19 protein-coding genes are annotated in these 21,103 nt (G+C 43.4%); 5 read left to right on the top strand and 14 right to left on the bottom strand.

The window, feature by feature from the left end; genetic code table 11:
• Positions 1 to 153: 153 nt before the first annotated feature.
• The 3 genes from QEP06_RS05255 to QEP06_RS05245 form a co-directional block, all read right to left on the bottom strand.
• Complete coding sequence (locus QEP06_RS05255) at positions 154 to 615, bottom strand: DUF2059 domain-containing protein (protein ID WP_285269361.1); 462 nt, start codon at positions 613 to 615, stop codon at positions 154 to 156.
• Between the two features lie 3 nt (positions 616 to 618).
• The gene (gene hutH / locus QEP06_RS05250; RefSeq protein ID WP_285269360.1) at positions 619 to 2,109 is read right to left on the bottom strand and encodes a histidine ammonia-lyase; all 1,491 of its coding nucleotides are present in this window, start codon (positions 2,107 to 2,109) and stop codon (positions 619 to 621) included.
• Positions 2,110 to 2,209: 100 nt separating this feature from the next.
• The gene (locus QEP06_RS05245) at positions 2,210 to 2,746 is read right to left on the bottom strand and encodes a hypothetical protein (RefSeq protein ID WP_285269359.1); all 537 of its coding nucleotides are present in this window, start codon (positions 2,744 to 2,746) and stop codon (positions 2,210 to 2,212) included.
• Between the two features lie 201 nt (positions 2,747 to 2,947).
• Between QEP06_RS05245 and uvrC the strand changes: the two genes are divergently transcribed.
• On the top strand, positions 2,948 to 4,744 hold the full coding sequence (uvrC, locus tag QEP06_RS05240) for an excinuclease ABC subunit UvrC (protein ID WP_285269358.1): 1,797 nt from the start codon (positions 2,948 to 2,950) through the stop codon (positions 4,742 to 4,744).
• Here uvrC and QEP06_RS05235 read toward each other — a convergent pair.
• Genes QEP06_RS05235 through QEP06_RS05225 form a run of 3 tightly spaced genes read right to left on the bottom strand, consistent with a single transcriptional unit; the run spans position 4,728 to position 7,518 of the window.
• Positions 4,728 to 5,513 carry a hypothetical protein gene (locus QEP06_RS05235; protein WP_285269357.1) on the bottom strand — a complete coding sequence of 262 codons (786 nt, stop codon included), beginning with the start codon at positions 5,511 to 5,513 and terminating at the stop codon, positions 4,728 to 4,730. The genes uvrC and QEP06_RS05235 overlap by 17 nt on opposite strands.
• Positions 5,514 to 5,533: 20 nt before the next feature.
• On the bottom strand, positions 5,534 to 6,616 hold the full coding sequence (locus QEP06_RS05230) for a putative type IX sorting system protein PorV2 (protein WP_285269356.1): 1,083 nt from the start codon (positions 6,614 to 6,616) through the stop codon (positions 5,534 to 5,536).
• Positions 6,616 to 7,518, bottom strand: a complete 903-nt coding sequence (locus tag QEP06_RS05225) for a DMT family transporter (RefSeq protein ID WP_285269355.1) — start codon at positions 7,516 to 7,518, stop codon at positions 6,616 to 6,618. Before QEP06_RS05225 ends, QEP06_RS05230 begins: the two co-directional genes overlap by 1 nt.
• A 348-nt stretch (positions 7,519 to 7,866) precedes the next feature.
• Between QEP06_RS05225 and QEP06_RS05220 the strand changes: the two genes are divergently transcribed.
• On the top strand, positions 7,867 to 9,495 hold the full coding sequence (locus QEP06_RS05220; RefSeq protein WP_285269354.1) for an acyl-CoA carboxylase subunit beta: 1,629 nt from the start codon (positions 7,867 to 7,869) through the stop codon (positions 9,493 to 9,495).
• 84 nt (positions 9,496 to 9,579) lie between these two features.
• Here QEP06_RS05220 and QEP06_RS05215 read toward each other — a convergent pair whose 3' ends face one another.
• Complete coding sequence (locus QEP06_RS05215; RefSeq protein WP_251834234.1) at positions 9,580 to 10,089, bottom strand: YceI family protein; 510 nt, start codon at positions 10,087 to 10,089, stop codon at positions 9,580 to 9,582.
• A 294-nt stretch (positions 10,090 to 10,383) separates the two neighbouring features.
• On the opposite strand from QEP06_RS05215, the gene QEP06_RS05210 reads away from it, so the two are divergent.
• Complete coding sequence (locus QEP06_RS05210; RefSeq protein ID WP_285269353.1) at positions 10,384 to 12,471, top strand: M13 family metallopeptidase; 2,088 nt, start codon at positions 10,384 to 10,386, stop codon at positions 12,469 to 12,471.
• A gap of 240 nt (positions 12,472 to 12,711) precedes the next feature.
• Here the strand turns inward: QEP06_RS05210 and QEP06_RS05205 are convergent, their stop codons facing one another.
• Positions 12,712 to 13,200, bottom strand: coding sequence for a DUF3575 domain-containing protein (locus QEP06_RS05205; protein ID WP_285269352.1), 489 nt, complete (start codon positions 13,198 to 13,200; stop codon positions 12,712 to 12,714).
• A gap of 36 nt (positions 13,201 to 13,236) precedes the next feature.
• Between QEP06_RS05205 and QEP06_RS05200 the strand changes: the two genes are divergently transcribed.
• Both QEP06_RS05200 and QEP06_RS05195 read left to right on the top strand, forming a co-directional pair.
• The gene (locus tag QEP06_RS05200) at positions 13,237 to 14,094 is read left to right on the top strand and encodes an alpha/beta hydrolase family protein (protein ID WP_285269351.1); all 858 of its coding nucleotides are present in this window, start codon (positions 13,237 to 13,239) and stop codon (positions 14,092 to 14,094) included.
• Positions 14,095 to 14,168: 74 nt separating this feature from the next.
• Positions 14,169 to 14,996, top strand: a complete 828-nt coding sequence (locus QEP06_RS05195) for a TerC family protein (RefSeq protein WP_285269350.1) — start codon at positions 14,169 to 14,171, stop codon at positions 14,994 to 14,996.
• A gap of 28 nt (positions 14,997 to 15,024) precedes the next feature.
• On the opposite strand, the gene QEP06_RS05190 is transcribed toward QEP06_RS05195, so the two are convergent.
• From QEP06_RS05190 to QEP06_RS05165, 6 genes are all read right to left on the bottom strand, one after another.
• Positions 15,025 to 15,678 carry a hypothetical protein gene (locus QEP06_RS05190; protein ID WP_285269349.1) on the bottom strand — a complete coding sequence of 218 codons (654 nt, stop codon included), beginning with the start codon at positions 15,676 to 15,678 and terminating at the stop codon, positions 15,025 to 15,027.
• A 4-nt stretch (positions 15,679 to 15,682) separates the two neighbouring features.
• Positions 15,683 to 16,504, bottom strand: coding sequence for a flavin reductase family protein (locus QEP06_RS05185; RefSeq protein WP_285269348.1), 822 nt, complete (start codon positions 16,502 to 16,504; stop codon positions 15,683 to 15,685).
• 177 nt (positions 16,505 to 16,681) lie between these two features.
• Complete coding sequence (gene fahA / locus QEP06_RS05180) at positions 16,682 to 17,929, bottom strand: fumarylacetoacetase (RefSeq protein WP_285269347.1); 1,248 nt, start codon at positions 17,927 to 17,929, stop codon at positions 16,682 to 16,684.
• Positions 17,930 to 18,007: 78 nt separating this feature from the next.
• Complete coding sequence (locus QEP06_RS05175) at positions 18,008 to 18,469, bottom strand: hypothetical protein (protein ID WP_285269346.1); 462 nt, start codon at positions 18,467 to 18,469, stop codon at positions 18,008 to 18,010.
• Positions 18,470 to 18,499: 30 nt separating this feature from the next.
• Positions 18,500 to 19,630, bottom strand: coding sequence for a 4-hydroxyphenylpyruvate dioxygenase (gene hppD / locus QEP06_RS05170; protein WP_285269345.1), 1,131 nt, complete (start codon positions 19,628 to 19,630; stop codon positions 18,500 to 18,502).
• Positions 19,631 to 19,785: 155 nt separating this feature from the next.
• Positions 19,786 to 21,063 (bottom strand): acetyl-CoA hydrolase/transferase family protein, encoded by a 1,278-nt coding sequence (locus tag QEP06_RS05165; protein ID WP_285269344.1) that lies wholly within the window; start codon positions 21,061 to 21,063, stop codon positions 19,786 to 19,788.
• Positions 21,064 to 21,103 lie beyond the last annotated feature (40 nt).

Raw genomic sequence — 21,103 nt, 5'->3', positions numbered from 1 at the left:
TGCGCAGAAGTGAGAGAACCATGGAGTGCTTAACCTTAAAATAATTTTAAACTAACAGGAAATTGCATATAAGTTTGCAATATTTAGCCAAAAAAAGACCTTTGCGCAGTCCTGGCAAAGGTCATTTTTGTGTTTAATTAGGAATCGGAAAGTCTATCGTCTCGGTGAAGGTGGGGATGTGTCAGTTTTCTTTTCGAAAGCTTTGATTTCACTTTCAATTTTTTGCGCAAGTTCTGTTCCCCATTCCTGGCCGACCAACATGCTTTCCTGCAAGATCACGGGCATCTTTGCAGTCATATTTTTTCCGGTGCTGCTCTTGTAAAATGTAATTAGATCATCAATTTCCTCCTCAGTAAAATTTCTGGAATATATTGGTACAATTCTTCTGATTAAATCCTTATAGTCGACCAGCGATGTGGCCTTATCCCAGTACGCCGCGGGAGTGTCAGGGTATTGTTTCCTGTAATTAGAAATGAATAATTCATAGGAGATTTTCGTGTTTTGTGTCGTGCCCATGGTTTCAAGCAACTCAATGACTTTTTGATCTTTGCTGGTTTGTGCATTTACCAAACCTCCAAATGCAAATAAGCTGGCGACAATGATTATTTTCTTCATCTTTTAATTTACTTCAAATTTTCTTTCGTTAATGAGTTCGGCTATAGCCAACATATCGTCACCAATCAATCGGTCATCTTCCAGTTTTGGTACTTTTGAACGGATCAGGCCAAATGCATCCTCTACAAAGCGTGAACACTTTGCCGGCCTCCTAAACTCCAGCCCTTGAGCTGCGAACATAAGCTCGACTGCCAAAATATTTACTAAATTGCCTAATACCTGATTGAATTTTCTTCCGGAAATACTTCCCATCGACACATGATCTTCCTGTCCCAAACTAGTGGGTATAGAATCCGCAGAAGCCGGAAAACATAGTGTCTTGTTCTCAGTAACCAGAGCCGCCGATGTATATTGCGGAATCATAAAACCGGAGTTAAGCCCCGTGCTTGCTGTAAGTAACCTCGGGAGGTCAAATTTACCCTCCAAGAGAAGGTAGCTTCGTCTGTCTGAGATGTTTCCGAGTTCCGCGCCGGCCAAGGTGCAGTAATCGAGCGGTAAGGCCAGTAATTGCCCGTGAAAGTTTCCACCGGAAATCGATTCTTCTGCGCTCAACACGATCGGGTTATCTGTCACTGAATTCAGTTCTGTAATTGCGAGTGCTTTTAAATGTTCGTATGCATTCCGGCTGGCGCCATGAACTTGGGGCACGCAGCGCATCGAGTACGGATCCTGCACCCGGTTACAGTTCAAGTGCGCCTCCAAATTTTCCGAATTCCCCAAAAACATTCGCATTCTTGCCGCTACTTTTTTGCTGCCGTCAAAAGGCCGGATGTCATGCAACTCCTCTCTGAAAGGACTGGCCGAGCCCTGATATGCTTCCAGACTCATTGCAGCAGCTAAATCTGCCAAATCGAGTAAATATTCGAACTTGTCAAGGCCTAAAATGGCATGCGCCAGTATAAATTGAGTCCCATTGATCAGTCCAAGGCCTTCTTTAGGACCCAATTTCAGCTTTTCGAGTCCATTTTCTGCTAAGACCTCACCGGTTTCTAAAATTTGGTTTTTCCACCAAACCTTACCAAGACCGAGCAGCGGCAGCACAAGATGAGCTAACGGAGCTAGATCGCCCGACGCGCCTACGGAACCTTGTTCAGGTACAACAGGTATAATATCTTTTTCAAGCATCAGGATAAGACGCTCGATTACCTCAAGAGAAACACCGGAAAAACCTTTTGAAAGTGCATGGACTTTTGCTATCATCATGATCGCCGAGAGTTCTTTCGCGATTGGCTTCCCTACGCCTACGGCGTGAGAGATAATCAGGTTGTGCTGAAGCTGCGCGGTTTCCTCTTCCGAAATTTTCACATCACATAGTGGCCCAAACCCTGTATTGATACCATACACGGTGCGGTTTGACTCTACGATCTGCCGAACATTGTTTTGTGACTGTAAAATTTGGGATCTTGCTGTGTCGTCCAGCTTCGCACTGGAAGGATTTCTCAGAATATCGAAAATATCAGATATAGTAAATTGGTCTCTGCCGTAAATTTTCATTTAAATACAATTTAGGCTAAAAGTACATATTTTAATCAGCCTAAAAAAATTGAATTAGACGCAGATTTTGGACAATATACTCAAGTACTTTTTTGCCTTATTACTGCCAGATCACCGGTATATTTTCGAAAACCACCGGCACCGGATTAGAGAAATTATCGCGCGGATAGATGTAAAGAGCAAGCGAGCGGATTGTCGGCAGATAACTGTTTTGTTTTTTGAAAAGTAAGCCACCGCGGTAGGCGGTTTTTGGCAATACTTCATTGGCGACAATTCTTCCGTTCGGAGCAATATACATTTGGGTTGTTAGGTGTTGATTTCCCTTTGGATCTACCATCAGGGCGCGTTCACACTGCAGTGACCTGAGGGTAGGACCAACATTTGTATATAAGAAATTGACTTCCACGGTGCCGTCTTTTTTTGAGCCGATGACTTGGGTAACGTCAAACCGGATATTTTCAAAAGTGACACTTCGGATGGCCTGGTTAACGTTCAGCGCATTTTTATAATACTGAACCTGACGGCTAAGTTCCTTGATTTCGAGTTCATGCTGCCGCAGCTGGTTTGTAGGATCGGCGGACTGTGCACAGAATATTTGTACACACAAAAATGCAGGCAACATCAATTTAGTTCTCATGGTTATAGCTTTTTTAATTTTTAAAGACAAAAATGCATTCTATCTCTAAAAATCGCTCAAAAATAACGATATCCACGACGCAAAAAACTTGTTAAAACACCCTAACAAATGTCAGAGAATTTGTGATTTTTTGATGATATCCACGTAGCCTAAAACAATTAGTAAGGTTTGCAGTTCTACTGTTTTGCCTATTTTTGTATAATGAATCCGAACCTCGAACTTCAGCTGAAAACTTTGCCCTCAGAACCCGGCGTTTATCGGTATTTTGATAAAAATGATCAGCTGCTTTATGTCGGTAAAGCTAAAAATCTGAAGAAGCGGGTGCTGTCTTACTTTAATAAAAATCTGCCCGGTTACCGAACCAGGATTATGGTTTCAAAGATTTTCCGTCTGGAAACTACGATCGTTCCGAGTGAATATGATGCGTTGCTACTTGAAAACAATCTGATCAAGGAACATCAGCCTTTCTATAATGTAATGCTGAAGGATGATAAATCTTATCCCTGGATTTGCATTAAAAATGAGGATTTCCCCCGAATATTCCTTACTAGGACGATGATCAAGGACGGATCAGAATATTTCGGACCCTATGCGCGTGTGCGTCCTGCGAAAGTTTTACTGGATACTATTAAACATATCTATAAACTCAGGACCTGTACGCTGAACCTTGCCCCGGAAAAAATAGCAGAGGGAAAATATAAAGTCTGTCTCGAATTTCACATCAAAAATTGCCAGGGACCGTGCGAAATGCAGGAGTCCAAGGAAGATTACGACCAAAAAATAGATGCGATCAGAGGAATCATCAAAGGTGATTTCCGTAAAGCCAAGGAATATTTGGTGGCTCAGATGATCAATTATGCACAGAATCTTCAGTTTGAAGATGCGCACATCGTGAAGGAAAGACTTGATCTGCTCGAAAACTATCAGCACAAGCATACGGTGGTGAATCCTTCGATAAATGACGTAGATGTGTTCGGGATGACAAGTGATGAGACAGCTGCGTACGTGAACTATTTTAAGATTCAGAACGGTAACATCATTCAAAGTTTTACGACGGAGATCAAGAAAGTGCTTGAAGAAAGCGATGAAGACATTCTTGAAGAAGCGATGATTGAGATCCGCCAAAAATTCAGTTCAGATTCCAAAGAAATCCTGTTGCCATTTCATCTTGGTCTTGAAATTCCGAATGTGAAACTGATCGTCCCTAAAGTCGGCGACAAAAAACGTATCGTTGAACTTTCGGAAAAAAATGCCAAAGAGTACCGCATAGAAAAACTAAAAGCTGTACAGATCGTAGATCCGGAGCGACACACAAACCGTATCATGGCAGAAATGCAGAAACTCCTGCGAATGCCCGTGGAGCCGCGTCATATTGAGGGTTTTGACAACTCAAATATTCAGGGTACGAATCCTGTTTCAGCTTGTGTAGTGTTTAAAAACGGCAAGCCAAGCAAAGCAGATTACAGGATTTTTCATCCGAAAACTGTGGAAGGCGCCAATGATTTTGCGACGATGGAAGAAGTGATTCACCGCCGCTACCGCCGACTTTTGGACGAAGGTGCGCCATTGCCACAACTTATCTTGATTGATGGTGGAAAAGGCCAGCTTTCATCTGCCGTGAAAAGTTTAAAACTACTCGGACTGTACGGCAAGATCACCATAATTGGTATTGCAAAAAGGCTTGAAGAAATCTATTTTCCGGAAGATTCCATTCCCCTCTACCTCGATAAAAAATCGGAAACATTAAAGATTTTGCAGCGTGTGAGGGATGAATCTCACCGGTTTGGGGTCAAGCATCACCGAACGCGCAGAAAAAACTCAACAATCAAAACCGAACTGGAAGAAATACCGGGCATTGGTGAAAAAGCGGTTGACTTACTTTTAAGCAAACTCAAATCTGTAAAACGCGTCAAAGAATCCTCACGCGAAACGCTGGAAGAAATACTGGGGAAAAATCGTGGTGGATTGGTTTGGGAATATTTTAATTCAAATCTTTAGAAGGAATCTGTCTGAAAACTTCCCGGCTAAACGAACCGTCAGCAGTTGCTTTTTCAATCACAATATTGCTTTCTTCCGTATATCCCAACGTTTTGCTCCCATCCTGAAGTTGTACACGGAACACTCCTTTTCTAGTCGATTCCCGGAATATCGCATACGGAACAGAGTTTTTCGGATTCGCGAGGATGAACTCAGTTTCGGAAATGATAATCCTGTTTAGTGTTGAACTGCCATTGCTGTAGGTTTGGGCGGAATTTTTTAGTGCGGGAGCACTTTCTTCACTCTTTGCGGTAGTCTTGCCGGAATTTACCTCCTGCACCACACCCACGGGTGCAGCGCTTGTGCCGGAATTTCTTGCAACTGGGTTGTATGCGGGGAAAATATTTGTTGCAGCTGAAAGCGCATCTTGGTAGCCGGCTTCATATTCTTTTATATTTGAACGGCCTTCGAAAGTTCCGACTGATTTTCCCTTACAGTCATTGAAGCTTACCATTAATTTATTTTTAAGTAGGCTGCTGATGTTTTCTACATCTGCCTGAAGTACGCTACAAGGATCCGAAGCAACGTCCGCAGGCCAGGATTGCCGATTCGTACCTAAAACCGTATAACCTTTTGCCTGAAGTTTTGCACTCAGCAATGAATTCAAGCCAAATTTGTCATTTGCAAAATCTTTTGCGTCCGTAAGTGTGATATAGCGGAAGTCTGAGATTTGTTGCCCGAAAACTACAGCCGAAAGTAAGATCAGTACGGGAAATAATATGCGTTTCATTGTGCGTGTTTTAGAATTTTTTAGTTCCTGAAGTTGCCCATATCCAGTTTCAGGGAGAAGAAATTCGAATAGAAATTAGATCCGCCAATTCCCGAATTGGTGATGGCATAATCCAGTGTCAAACCCTGATATTTGATGCCAATACCGGCACTTGGCTGAAAAGAAACCTTACGTTTTAGATCTTCAATATCCGTGATGGTCTGAAACCTGTTCACGCCCAAACGCACAAAAATCATATCCTGAAAACGGAGCTCCGCACCTGCGTACGGCGTGATGCTCGCAAAATCGGTTGAAATCATCGCGGCGGTCTTTGCAAAATCAACATTAAGACCCGCTTCAGGTGTGAGTTCGAGGTCGCGGTTGATTTCATAATTGCGGCTGATTCCGAGATTGAGCTTGGGCATAGTGATCTCGAGTTTGTCAGCGGGCGCGGGATTAAACTCTTCACCATTTACTACGGTGGAAAGTTCACCCTGATTTACCGTCCAAAAATTTACAGTAGTGGTTGCATCGCGCAGCATAGCACCATAGTTCCAGCCGTTATCCGCATTATAAAGCACACCGACATCAAAGCCAAAACCGTAGCCACTCGCGAATTTCCCTACATTGCGGTAAACCAGTTTTGCGTTAACACCCACCGCTAAACGGTGGTCGCCGCCCGGCCTGAATGCATAGGAAAGCAATGCTGCGTAATCAGACTGTGAAAAACTGGTGATTTTATCGTAATCTATATTGCCTTCGGAATCGATAAGCTGCGTGGTATTCAGAATATTGTCTACACCAAGCCTTACAATGGAAATGGCAAACACGCCGGCATTGTTATCAAATGGTTTTGCAAAGGCAAGATAATCGTATTTGGCAATCGATTCAAAATATTCCGCATGCATCGCGGCGCCCTGCCAGTCGCGGTCTATATCGATCAGTCCTGCCGGATTCCACATTGGTGAATATACGTCACCCTGATTTGAAATCACTGCGCCACCCATTGCCAGACCGCGTGCTCCGGCTCCGATACTCAGAAATTCGTTCGAATATTTACGAACAATTTGTGACTGCGATAAGCCAGCGCAAAATAGGAGTGAAAGGAGAAGTATTTTTTTCATCAAATGTCGAGCTTTTTAGTACCTGCGGTTCTGCGTGCTTTCCACACACCGTTGGCGATTATGACACCTATCATAATAACCGAAGCAATGTAGAAAACCGGATTCATCTGCTCAGATTCTCCAAAGATAAAGAATGCGAGGATAATTCCGTAAACAGGCTCCAGATTGATGGTGAGAACCAGCGTAAACGGCGAAATATATTTCATCAGGCTCACCGATTCCAGCATCGGGTAGGCTGTAAAAACCCCTGCCAGCAATATAAGTAACGCCAAATCACGGTAACTTATTTCACCCACCTGTGAAATTTGACCTGTAAATATGTAGAATATGCTAAGAATCAAAAAACCGGCAAAAATCTCGTAAAAAATAATGTTTCCGGAACTAGTTTTACCATAAATCTTCCCGTTGAATACCTGAAAGATGGTTCCGAATAACGCCGTAAGAACTCCGAAAAATATTCCCTCCTTATAATGAAATTCTGTCTTGAAAATCAGTGTCATACAGATAACGATCACGATGCCGATTATCACCTCCGAAATGTCTATTTTCCGTTTAAAGATCACAGGTTCCAGAATAGACGTGAACAAAGTGGACAGCGAAAGACAGCTGAGCGCGATGGACACATTAGAAACTTTGATGGAATGGAAGAAAAACAGCCAGTGAAAACCCATGAAACCCCCAATCATGATGAGCTGCAGGAGCAACCGGCGGGGCACGCGTAAACTTTGGCCTTTAAAAACACGGAAAAAAAGGAACAGGAAAAGCGAGGCGAAAAACATTCGGTAGAAAACCAAAACCTGAGCATTGGTCTCAATAAGTTTTCCTAAAATGGCTGTAAAACCCCATAAAAAAACGATCAGATGCAACCTGAACAGTGCAGAATTTTTGTAAGCAGCCTCCATAGAAATTTCAAAGTTGCGCAAATTTACAAATCGCTTTCGTATTTACGGTTTTATTTGATGGGCTGTTACCAAAACAAAAAAACCCCAAAAATCTGTGAGGACTTTTGGGGCTTTCAAATAATAAACTATTAAAAAAATAAACTAGGAACGGAACTTTAAAATAAAATTCATGAAACTATCTAGGATTTCTGTTAATCTAACGCAGGTTCGCTGCAAATATTTTGCCTTAAAATTATTTTATGTTAAATATTTCATAATAATTTTCTGATACCCAGTGTACTTACAGCGCTCCTTATTTCACGCTTCAAATTTTTACCAAAATATCTATCTTTAGGGCAAATTAAAGAAATGGATTTGGAATTTAATAAGAACGATGATCAGAATAAACTCAAACTATCGGACCTGAACCGCCTGCTTGCCGACGTGAAGAAAGGAGGCGGCGAAAAACGCCTGCAGAAGCAACGCGATGAAGGAAAACTGACCGCGCGTGAACGGATAGATTATCTGCTCGACAAAAATTCTGAATCCATTGAAATCGGCGCGCTGGCCGCCTATGAAATGTACGAAGAGCACGGCGGCTGCCCCGGAGGTGGAGTGGTTGTCGTGATGGGCTATGTTTCCGGTCGTCAGTGCCTGGTTGTGGCAAATGATGCTTCGGTAAAAGCAGGTGCCTGGTTCCCGATTACTGCCAAGAAAAATCTTCGGGCGCAGGAGATTTCCATAGAAAACAGACTTCCAATTATCTATCTGGTTGATTCTGCCGGCGTTTACCTCCCGATGCAGGACGAAATTTTTCCCGATAAAGAACATTTTGGACGAATTTTCCGTAACAATGCCAAAATGAGTGCGATGGGAATAATCCAGATCTCTGCGGTGATGGGAAGTTGCGTCGCAGGTGGCGCCTATCTTCCGATCATGAGTGATGAAGCAATGATCGTGGACAAGACGGGTTCCATCTTCCTGGCCGGTAGTTATCTTGTAAAAGCCGCGATCGGCGAAAATATCGACAATGAAACCTTGGGTGGTGCGACAACACACTGCGAAATCTCCGGCGTTACAGATTATAAGGCTAAAAATGACAAAGATGCGCTCGACCGCATTAAAACGATAATGAAATCTGTGGGGACTTACGATAAAGCGGGTTTTGACCGTATTGAAAGTTTCCCACCTAAACAAAATATTGCTGATATTTTCGGGCATATGCCGGCTTCCAGAGCGGACCAATATGACACTTATAACATTATTAAATGCCTTGTCGATAATTCTGAATTTGATGAGTATAAGCCCGATTACGGCAAGACAATTATCTGCGCCACGGCTAGAATTGACGGTTGGAGCGTAGGAATTGTGGCGAACCAGCGTAAACTTGTGAAAAGCGGCAAAGGCGAGATGCAGTTTGGCGGCGTGATTTATTCAGATTCCGCAGACAAAGCCACACGCTTTATCGCGAATTGCAACCAGCGCAAGATTCCGCTATTATTCCTGCAGGATGTAACAGGTTTTATGGTCGGATCCAAATCCGAGCATGGCGGCATCATCAAAGACGGTGCAAAAATGGTTAACGCCGTGGCCAACTCTGTGGTGCCTAAATTTACGGTGGTGACCGGGAATTCTTACGGTGCCGGAAACTATGCAATGTGCGGCAAAGCCTATGATCCGCGGCTGATCGTGGCTTGGCCGTGGAGTGAAATTGCGGTGATGGGCGGCAGCCAGGCTGCGAAAGTTTTAGCCCAAATCCAGGAATCTACTTTAAAGAAGCAAGGCAAAGAAATTACGGAAGAAGAGCATCAGGAAATCCTCGATACCATTTCAAAACGTTATAAAAAACAGACGGAACCTACGTATGCAGCTGCCAGACTTTGGACGGACGCTATCATCAATCCGGTGGATACACGTACATGGATCTCTATGGGAATAGAGGCCGCGGATCATGCACCGATAACAGAAAAGTTCAATCTGGGTGTCATCCAGGTTTGATTTAGAGACCTTTTTAAAAATAAAATCCACCGAAAATCAGATTTCCGGTGGATTTTTCATTAAAATAATAAACTATGAGGTCTTTTATGCTTTCACAAACTGAAGTTCACCTGCAATCTTCACTTCATCAGAAACCATCACGCCGCCAGTTTCAAGCGCTGCGTTCCAGTTTAGTCCGAAATCTTTACGGTTAATTTTTCCTTCGAAAGAGAATCCTGCTTTCGTTTGCCCCCACGGATCCACATTAGTTCCGCCAAAATCTACATCCAAAGTGATTGGTTTAGAGACACCATTGATGGTAAGCGTTCCGGATCCGTTATTTGTAAGGGAATCGCTTTCAAAAGTGATCTGCGGGAATTCTTCGGTGTTGAAAAATTCTGCGCTCTTGAGGTGATTGTCACGGTCTGTATTATTTGTGTTGATTGATGCTGTATCAACGGTAGCTTTCACTTTTACGTTTTTGAAAGTGTCGTCTTCCGCATCAAGTTCCACGTTGAAATCTTTGAATTCACCTTTCACGTTAGAGATCATCATGTGTCTTACTTTGAAGGTGATTTCACTGTGTGCCGGGTCTAAGTTCCATTTTGTTGTCATAATATTTTATTTGTTTGGTTAGTATTAAACTTTATGATGCAAATTTAGAAGTATCTTACATCGTACGCATTGATCTACGATAATAAATGCAAATTGTGCTGTTAGAAGAGCTGTATTTTAATATTTAAAGTTATTAAGTCGACCTCGCTCAATTTCAGACCGGTACGGCCACGCGAATTTGTAAAAGTCATTTGCTTTTTTGAAATTCCGTAAACATATCTTAAATTTACTGCACAGCCTCGCTGTAACAAGTTTGAAAAAGAACCGACTTAACAATAAATTAAAAAATTTGATATGAAGAAAATTACGATAAGCGCTCTTGCTTTTTCGGGAATCGTATTGCTTAATTCTTGTGGAACTGCCAAAACAGCAGATACAGCTACAGAAAACCAAACCGTAGCTGTAGAAACTAAAACCGAAGTACCGGAAGAGGGTCTGAACCTTGATTATATGGACAAATCGGTTCGTCCACAGGACGATTTTTTCAGCTATGTGAACGGAAACTGGGTGAAAACCGCGGAAATTCCTTCGGACAAAGCCTCATGGGGAAGTTTCAATGCACTTCGCGAAGATGTAGATGTAGCTTCACTTGAAATCCTGAACAAAATTTTGTCTGACCAGTTTGCAGCAGGCTCTGAGGGTCAGAAAATCCAGGCTTTGTACGGAACTTTCATGAACTGGGACAAGCGCAATGCAGACGGAATCAATCCAATCAAAGCTGATCTTGAGAAAATCGACAGGATAAAAACTGTTGCTGACCTTCAAAAATACATGATCGACGCCACAAAAACCGGCGATAATCCGCTTTATGCGTGGAGAGTAGGGCCCGATTTGAAAAACTCCAAGATGAACGCGGTTTATTTCGGTGGACCAAGTTTAGGTCTCGGCCGCGACTATTACCAGAAAGAAAGTGCATCGAACAGTGCCACGCTTGCTGAGTACAAAAACTATCTGGCCCAACTCTACACCGTTTTAGGTTATAAAAACGCTGATCAAACGGCACAGCGCGTCGTAGCTTTTGAAAAGCAACTCGCGCAGAACCTCCTTACGAATGAGCAGAACCGTGACGCGAACCTAAGATACAATCCTAAAAACGTTTCCGAACTGCCATCATTGGTTAAAAGCATCAACCTTCCAAATTATCTGAAATCGGTAGGCGTTGATACAGACAAAGTGATTGTTAGCGAGATTAAATATCTGCAGAACATGGACAGTTGGATGAATGCACGTACGCTGCCGTTAATCAAAGAATATTTGAAAGCAAGAATGGTTTCAAGCAACGCTACCAACCTGAGCAAGGAACTTGATGATATCAACTTCAATTTTTATTCAAAATACCTTCAGGGCCAGAAAGAGCAACGTTCTATGGATAAGCGTGGACTCGGTGTAGTGAACGGTACTTTGGGTGAAGCATTTGGTAAATTATACGTTGAAAAATATTTCCCGGCCGGGGCAAAAGAGCAGATGGAAACTTATATCAGCTACCTCAAGAAAGGTTTTGAGCATCACATCGCTAACCTCGACTGGATGTCGCCTGAGACCAAAGTGAAAGCACAGGAAAAACTCTCGAAATTCAGCGTGAAGATCGCGTATCCTGACACCTGGAAAGACTATTCGAAACTTCAGCTTACCGCACCTGCGGACGGAGGTACGTATTATACCAACCTTCAGAAAGTGACCGAATGGCAATACGCCAAAAACCTCGATAAAGTAGGAAAACCGGTTGATAAGACAGAGTGGGGAATGTCTCCGCAGACCGTAAACGCATATTACAGCGGTTCCAATAATGAAATCGTGTTCCCTGCAGCCATCCTGCAGCCACCGTTCTTCAATTTCAAAGCAGATCCTGCGGTGAATTTTGGCGGAATAGGTGCAGTAATCGGTCACGAGATCTCTCACGGTTTTGATGATTCAGGTTCGCGTTTTGACGGCGATGGAAACCTCAACAATTGGTGGACGGATGCAGACAGAAAGAATTTCGATGCCAAAGTAGGTCAGCTTGCAGATCAGTACAGCAAGTATGAGCCGGTGAAAGGAAGCTTCATCAATGGTAAATTCACGAGTGGTGAAAACATCGGTGATTTAGGTGGTGTTGCGGTGGCTTACACAGCATTGCAGATGTACCTGAAAGATCACGGAAATCCGGGTCTGATCAGTGGATTCACGCAGGATCAGCGATTTTTCATGAGCTGGGCAACCGTTTGGAGAACCAAATCTACAGAGCAGTATATGGTGAATCAGGTTAAGACAGATCCGCACTCGCCGGGCTACTTCCGCGCGTTCGGGCCGCTGGTAAATCAGGATTCGTTCTACAAAGCGTTCGATGTGAAGCCGGGCGATAAGCTTTACAAAGCACCGGAAGAAAGAATCAAAATCTGGTAAAAACAACAAAGTCACTCAAATTTAAATTTGGGTGATTTTTTTTTGGGGCGTGTCCCGCACATCCGCTTTCGCGGCTGCGCGGGCCGCGCTTTCCGCTGTATCCCCGGCACGCTGGCGCGCGCCGGGGGATGCCGCTGCAATCGCTCACGCGGTGCCCTGTCCGTAACAAAGTTTTACAACCGAAACCTCGTGGAGCAAAAGATTATCAAGGTTATTTTAAGTAAACAAATAAATGTAAAATCAAAAACGGTAACCTAAATTCAAACCCGCATCAGCAATAACCGGCAGTAAAGAATCGGGATGCAGAAAATCGGCACCCACATCGCCATAAATGTCAACAGTGAATCTTTCTTTAATCACAAACTTGTACCCAATACCTGCCAGCAAACCCGCTTCATCGTACATTCCCACGCGGTGCGTCACGCTTGGGTCCGAAGACGGAAAATGTTCGTCACGGTTGTACATGAAAGAAAGTTGCAGAAAGAACTTGCTGAAATCCTGATTTTTCTGCACGTACCAGCGCCCGAAAGTCTTCAGGAAAATCCTGTTTTGCGTGTCGTCCGACAGTTTATACAAACCTGTGCCGGCATGTACTCCCGCAGAAAAATGGTGTGTCAGCCTCCGCTCGTAGCTTATTTCGGGAATTTTAAGAAGATTGGTTTTAAGTTCATTCTTTTGCGCGATAATTGCAGAGGGGAAAAGGAAAATTAAAGACAAAAGGAATTTCATAATTTTTTATTCTGCTTAAATTTAAAACGATTTTAAATGCAAACCGTAAAAACTCCACCAAATATCGAGCGAAATATCATTATCGAAAATCCGGAAACCCGAAACTTCCTGGCGGATGCTTACTTCACGGAATCACCTGAAAAAATGCCGCTCGTCATTTTCGCACATGGCTACAAAGGCTACAAAGACTGGGGCGCGTGGGATCTAATGGCCAAAAGATTCGCTGAGGCCGGTTTTTTCTTTGTGAAATTCAATTTTTCGCACAACGGCACTACTTTAGAAAATCCAACAGCGTTTGATGATCTTGAAGCTTTCGGCAACAACAATTTCAGCAAAGAAATGCTCGATTATGATGCCGTTTTAAATCATTTCAGTACGCGTGCAGAGATTGATCCGGAAAGAATCGCGGTTATCGGTCACAGCCGCGGCGGTGGGATTACGCTCATCAAAGCCTGTGAAGATGAACGCATCAAAGCGGTGATTTCACTTGCAGGCGTGAGCCATTTCGGTTACCGTTTTCCCTCCGGCGACCGCATGGAAGAGTGGAAGAATTCGGGCGTGATGTATTCGGAGAATGCCCGCACCAAACAGCAGATGCCGCACTACTATCAGTTTTACGAAGATTACCGCACGAACGAGCAGCGTTTTTCGGTTCAGTATGCTGCGCAACATTTAGAAAAACCTTTGCTCATCGTGCAGGGCAGCAATGACGATGCGGTGAAAGACAAAGAAGCATTCCTGCTTAACGAGTGGTCTAAAAATTCGCAGCTTGAAATTTTAGAAGGTGCCAATCATACGTTCGGCGCTTCAGAACCATGGAAAGACACAGTACTTCCGTCAGATCTAAGCCGCGCAACCTCTTTGATGACTGAATTTTTTAAACAAAATCTATGATCCCTGCCGTGGATATTCCCGGATTTAATTTTGATTAAAGTATTTTTGAACTCATTAAAAAAAAACAGACAAAAATGGATTTATTCGCCGCTTTAGAACTGCCCAATTTTGCCGAGCCGCAGATATGGATCAGTTTACTCACCCTCACATTTCTGGAGATAGTTTTGGGAGTAGATAATATCATCTTCATTTCCATCATCTCAGACAAGCTTCCAAAAGAGAAACAGCGTTTCGCGCGAAATCTGGGCCTCGCATTTGCGATGATTTTCCGTGTAATTCTTTTGCTGATGATCAACTGGATCATTTCGCTCAAAGATCCGGTGCTGACTCTCGGTTGGTTCAATGAGCCGGGCACAGATTTGCCGCTCGCGCTGAGCTGGAAAGACATTATTCTCCTATTAGGAGGAATTTTTCTGATCGGTAAAAGTACTTTCGAAATTCACGACAAAATGCAGCTTCACAGCGACGTTCCAAAATCGAAAAGTACTGCGTCTTCACTGCTGACCCTCGTAATCGTGCAAATCATACTCATCGATATGGTATTCTCACTTGATTCTATTCTCACCGCAGTGGGACTGGTTGACAATGTAATGCTGATGATCATCGCGGTAGTGATTTCGATCGGTATCATGATGGCTTTTGCTGGCCCGATTTCAAGGGTTATCAATAAATATCCGAGTTTGCAGATGCTTGCGCTGTCATTCCTTGTAGTAATCGGGGTGATGCTTGTAGCTGAAGGTATCCATCAGCACGTGAGCAAAAACATCATCTACTCGTGTCTTGCATTTAGCCTTATCGTAGAATTGCTGAACATCCGCGTGAGGAACAATCAGCAGAAGAAATACCTAAAGCTGAATCCGGACCTTAACAAAGATCTGAGTCTGAAGCAGGATGAAGAGTAAAAAAATAAGGAGCGAAATTTATCGCTCCTTATTTTATCGCTTTTTGTTCGATATCCTTTAAGATCTTATTAAGGTTTCTTACCGCGAGAGATCGGGCGGAGTAATTAAAATGCGGACCTTTTTCTTTGTTTCTGTCTGCATTTACCGTGTTGTTTTCACCATAATAGCCTGTGTTGTAGGATTTGCCGTCTATCGAAACTTCCGAACTTGCCTTCTGTGAATATATTTTGTTTAAAGTCTTCAAGTCATAAATCTCCAGCAATGCAAACGCTTCGTTTTTACTGTATTCGAGCGGCTGCGACAGTTCCACAGCAGAAATTTGATCACTTACTTTCACCGTTCGGATGTTGACTAGATAATCGAAATCTGAATTGATTTTTAAATTTTGCAACTGTTCCAAATCCGGAATAAAAGAGATTTTTGAAGGTAAAAGATTGTCTGACTTTGCTTGATCGACGAAGACCGCGTTACCTTTACTTAGTGTTTCAAATGTTCTTAAAACCTTTTTATTCAGTTTTTCCCTTTCCGAAGAATCCAAATCCGAATATAGATTATTGATCAGAAATTTTTTGTTCTGCGTAAAGACAAGCGCACTGCTTAAACCCTGATAATCTCTTTTAACGGGCACGTAGCAACTCTGCAATAAGTTTAGGGTCATCAAGAATAACAGTATTCTTTTCATCGAGCTATTTATTTAAAACCTTCCAGGCTTCATAAATATCATTTCTTAAAAGCAATTCCCGCGCTTCCGAATGAACGTTTTCGTCTGCAGTAAAGTTTCCTTCCGGAAGTTTTTCTACGTTCGCCAGCATCCCCAGGTCGTTGCCTGTGAAAACTTTTGAATTGCGGATGTTTTCCGGCAGTTGATCAAAGCCGATTCCTTTGGTCATTAGGGGTTTCGGAACTTCGAAAAGGTTCTGCGCATTGTTTCTCGAGTACCAGTTTCCGCCCAACCTTGCGACCAAATCAAGCTTTTTCTGGTCCAGATTTCCATCATCATTCAGATATTCTTCCCGAAGATGAATTTTTATGACCTCGCAAATCACCAGATTTCCGGCGCCGCCTTCGCTTCCAAGTGGTTTTACTTCCAGGACCTTACATTCCAGATTTACCGGACATTCTTCGATAAGTTTGGGCTGAACAAGATCTGCATCTTTCATCGTCAGTCCTGATTTTACAAACTCGTTTACATCCTTCTCATATTCCGTAGATGCCAGCGAAATCTGCTGTACGATGTTGTAATTTACGATTCCAATGACCACTTCCGGAACCTGCAAAACATTTTCTAAAGTGTGTTTGGTCGTATTGTCACGAACTCTTCGCGCCGGAGAGAATATCACAACCGGCGGATTGGAACTGAATAAATTAAAAAAACTGAATGGACTTAAATTTACATTTCCTTTCGGATCGACCGTTGAAGCCAATGCAATGGGCCGTGGCGCAATGGCCGTTTGCAGCAGCGTTTGTAGCTGAAGGTTATTTAAGTCACTGGGAGATATTGTTTTCATATACTTTTATATTCGACCACTAAGTCACGTGGTTTTTCTGCAGTGGATATTAACACATAAGTCACATTAGGACTTTTTAATTACGGATCGGCTTACTATTTAAGCGTATGTGCATGCACATGAACTAAATTACGCACTCTAAGTAAAAACTAATGTGGTAAAAAGTAACTTTAAGGACTACTTCGCCGGTAAAATAGTTCCCGTCACTTCGCCAAATCCCACACGAATCCCGTCTTTTTCCGCATAACCACGCATGATAACAGTGTCGTGGTCTTCAATGAATTTTCTTTCCTGACCGTCATTCAGCTTTAATGGATTCTGTCCGCGCCAGGTTAATTCGAGCATGGAGCCGAAAGATTTCGGGTCCTCACCCGAGATTGTTCCCGATGCATACATGTCACCAACTTCCACGTTGCAGCCGTTTACGGTGTGATGGGCGAGTTGCTGGGCCATATTCCAGTACATGTATTTGTAATTGCTTTCTGAAATCAGACATTCCGTGTTTTTTTCAGGTTGAAGATAAACCTGTAAGTTAATGTCAAAATTTTTGTTGCCGCTGAACTTTAAATAATCTAAAACAGCCGGCTCCTGCACGGGAGATTCGGTTCTGAAAGGTTCCAAAGCTTCCAGCGTTACGACCCACGGCGATACCGAACTGCCAAAATTTTTCCCGAGGAACGGCCCGAGTGGTACATATTCCCAGCTTTGGATGTCGCGCGCTGACCAATCGTTGAAAAGAACCATCCCGAATATCGTATCTTCAGCTTCTTGGGTGGAAATACTGTCGCCCATTTCAGTGTTTTTGTTGACGATGAAAGCCATTTCAAGCTCGAAATCGAGTTGCTTTGAAGGTCCGAAAGTTGGCAAGTCCATATCCGGCGCCTTTGTCTGACCTTTTGGACGGATGATTTCTGTGCCCGAAACAACGATAGATGAGGCGCGGCCGTGATAGCCTACCGGAAGGTGTTTCCAGTTGGGTAACAGTGCAGTTGCGGGATCGCGAAACATTTTCCCCACGTTGGTGGCATGTTCGATGCTGCTGTAGAAATCGGTGTAATTCGGCACATGCACAGGCATCATCATTTTCACTTTGTCAAGATCGAAGAAACAGTCTTCCTTGGTTTTTTCGTCATTCGCGAGTTTTGAATCGTCGCTCAGCAGCTCCTGGAGTTTCACGCGTACCGCATTGGTCACGGGTTTGCCGAGCTCGATAAACTCGTTCAGCGTGTAAGCTTCAAAAACATTCTCGTTAATGCCTTCTACTTCGTCGAAGTAGCCATAATCGTAAAGCGTAGCCAGATCAACTACGATATCACCAATCCTGGTGCAGCAGGCGATATATTCCTGATCGAAAACCGCAACGCCAAAAGGGATATTATGAATTGAAAAATCGGAGTCGGGAGCGTAATTTACAAATGATTTCATGTGATTTATTTTAAAGAAAAGGCCCAAAGTTTAAATTGATTTTTAGACTTTGAACCTTCATAATTAATAGGTAAGAGCTTATTTTTTATTGAGTGCACTTTCTTCGATCCATCTCTCTTTGGTATTGACATCGATGAGGTACAGCACTTTTTTCTGCTTTGTGAGCATCAGTGTTTTGGTCACCGGCAAGCCAATTTTCTGTCCTTCGAGTTTATCAGCGCGAAGTGAAATTATGTTGTCTTGGGACCGCACAATATCGCCGGTGAAAACGTTTGAAGAACTTTTGCCGGTCTGTTTATCATCAAAAACTTCCACATACGTTGTTAAATTTCCATTAATGCTGATGAAACTTCTTTCCGTGTGATCGTCAAAATCCTTTATCAACACAAATTTTGAATTGTCAAGATTTACGTTTTTCAGGTTTTTATTGATGCCGCGGCGCTCCTCCAGCTGATCCAGTACCGCGCTGATGGTGCCATACTGCGCTTTCAGTCCTAAACCTGAAAGTACAAATAGCAATATTAAAAGTGTCTTCCTCATTTGTATTGTTTTTAGCGTTTTTATTTAATGCTAAAGGTTTCCTCTGCGTTCCTGCTCTTTCTCCAGTGCTTCAAATAAAGCCTTGAAATTGCCGGCTCCGAAGCTTTGTGCGCCATGTCTTTCGATGATTTCGAAGAAAAGGGTGGGGCGGTCTTCCACGGGTTTTGTGAAAATCTGCAGCAGATATCCTTCCTCATCACAATCAATTAAGATCCCTAAATCGGATAGTTTTTTGAGATCTTCATCGATTGTTCCTACACGTTCGGGAACCATTTCATAATAAGAGTTTGGTGGCGCAGGTAAAAATTCAATGCCTCTTGCTTTGAGTTCGGTTACGGTTCTTATGATGTCTTTTGTGGCTACGGCGATATGCTGCACGCCTTCACCTTCGTAAAAATCAAGATATTCTTCCACCTGAGACTTTCTTTTTCCTTCTGCAGGCTCATTGATCGGGAATTTTGCGAAACCGTTTCCGTTGCTCATTACTTTGCTCATCAAAGCCGAATATTCGGTGTTGATCTGTTTGTCATCAAAACTAAGGATGTTCACGAAGCCCATCACCTTCTCGTACCATTCTACGGTCGGGATCATGCGGTTCCAGTCGACGTTTCCTACGCAGTGGTCCACATAAAGAAGTCCGACATCCGTTGGATTGTATTCGCTCACCCATTTTTGGTAGCCGGGCATGAATTCTCCGCGGTAATTTTTCCTTTCGATGAACATATGCACCGTCTCGCCGTAGGTATAAATACCTGACATGCGAACTTCGCCGTGCTCATCGGTTAAAGTTAAAGGTTCTAGATATGGTTTTCCGCCACGCTTGGTAGTTTCTTCAAAGGCAGAATATGCATCATCTACCCAAAGCGCCAAAACTTTTACGCCATCACCGTGCTTCTTCTGGTGCTCGCAGATTGGAGAAGAAGAATTTAGCCCAGACGTGAAAACTAACCTTATTTTCCCCTGCTGTACCACATAAGAAGCTCTGTCGCGCACGCCCGTTTCAGGACCGGCATATGCTACGGATTGAAAACCGAACGCAGTCTTGTAAAAATGTGCAGCCTGCTTGGCATTGCCTACATAAAACTCGATATAATCTGTTCCGTTGATGGGTAGAAAGTTCTCAGCCTTTGCTATTTTTTCGGCGAATGTAAGTGTTGACATTTTTTCTTTAATTATTAAATATTGATACTGCTAATCTACAATTTTTTTAAAAAATAATTGCTGCGCCCTTTTCGCAGATGGCTTTCGCAGTTTAGCCTGAATGAAAGAGTGTATAATGAAAAAAATCCCGACTTGAACGTCGGGATTTGGTGTTTTTAAAGGCATTTAAACCTTTCGAAGGTCGCTTTCTCAAGCATTTCACGGTCATCGGGATGTGAGATTTCGATGAGTGCTTTGGCTCTCTGTCTCAAGCTTTTTCCGTACAGATACGCCGTTCCGAATTCGGTTACAACATAATGGATATGGCCTCTGGTCGTCACTACGCCGGCGCCGGGTTTTAGATAAGGAACGATCCGTGGGACGCCTTTTTTGGTTCTTGAGGAAATCGCGATGATTGGTTTCCCTCCTTCAGCCAAAGCCGCACCCCGCATAAAATCCATCTGTCCGCCGATCCCGCTGAACTGGAATGTCCCGATAGAATCTGCACAAACCTGGCCTGTAAGGTCAATTTCAATGGCAGAATTTATAGCTACCATATTCTTGTTCTTCATGATGTTGATCGGGTAATTCACATGTTCCACATCCATGAAGGCGAAAGAAGGATTATCGTCGATATAATCGTATAATTTTCTGGTGCCGAAGGCAAAACTCGTGATCGTACGGTTGCTGTGCGTACCTTTATATTTATTGGTGATGATGTCATTGGCAACCAGGTCTACGATGCCGTCGCTGATCATTTCGGTATGGATGCCAAGATCTTTGTGGTTGTGAAGACATTTCAACACGGCATCTGGAATTGTGCCGATTCCCATCTGAAGCGTAGCGCGGTCATCAATCAGTTGTGCAACATTGTTGCCGATCAGAAGTTCTTCCTGGCCCACTTTCGCGCCATAATCTACCGTGAGGAGTTCTTCTTCGTGCCACACCATTTTGTGGATCTTGCTGTGGTGAATCATGCCGTCGCCATGTGTTCGGGGCATTCTTGGGTTCACCTGCGCGATGATGATCTTTGCGGTATCTACAGCGCTCCGGGCAACGTCAACGGAAGTTCCGAGTGTGCAGTAGCCGTGCTGGTCTGGTGGTGAAACGGTGATCATCGCGACATCGATCGGTAAGATGCCTTTCTTAAAAAGCAGCGGAATCTCACTTAAAAAAACAGGGACGAAATCTCCCTGTTCTGAGTTCACAGCCGATCTCACCGGAGTAGAGACGAAAAGTGAATTGATATAGAAACTGTCTTTATATTGTGGCTTGGCGATTTCTACCGTTCCCTGCTGGGTGATCGAGACGAATTCTACACCGCTCAGACGGCTGGCCTGGCGGCCGAGTTCGTCAATCAAATGGTTTGGGGTGCAGGCACTGCCGTGGGAAAAAATCCTGTCGCCGCTTTTGATGAGAGATACCGCCTCTTCGGCGCTTACATATTGAACCATAACTAGTATTTACTTTGATTATACTCCAAAAATACTCAAT

Source organism: Kaistella rhinocerotis, assembly GCF_030243905.1.
GTDB lineage: Bacteria > Bacteroidota > Bacteroidia > Flavobacteriales > Weeksellaceae > Kaistella > Kaistella rhinocerotis.
Note: the sequence above shows the minus strand (reverse complement) of the source record. Positions and strands in the feature narration are given on the sequence as shown.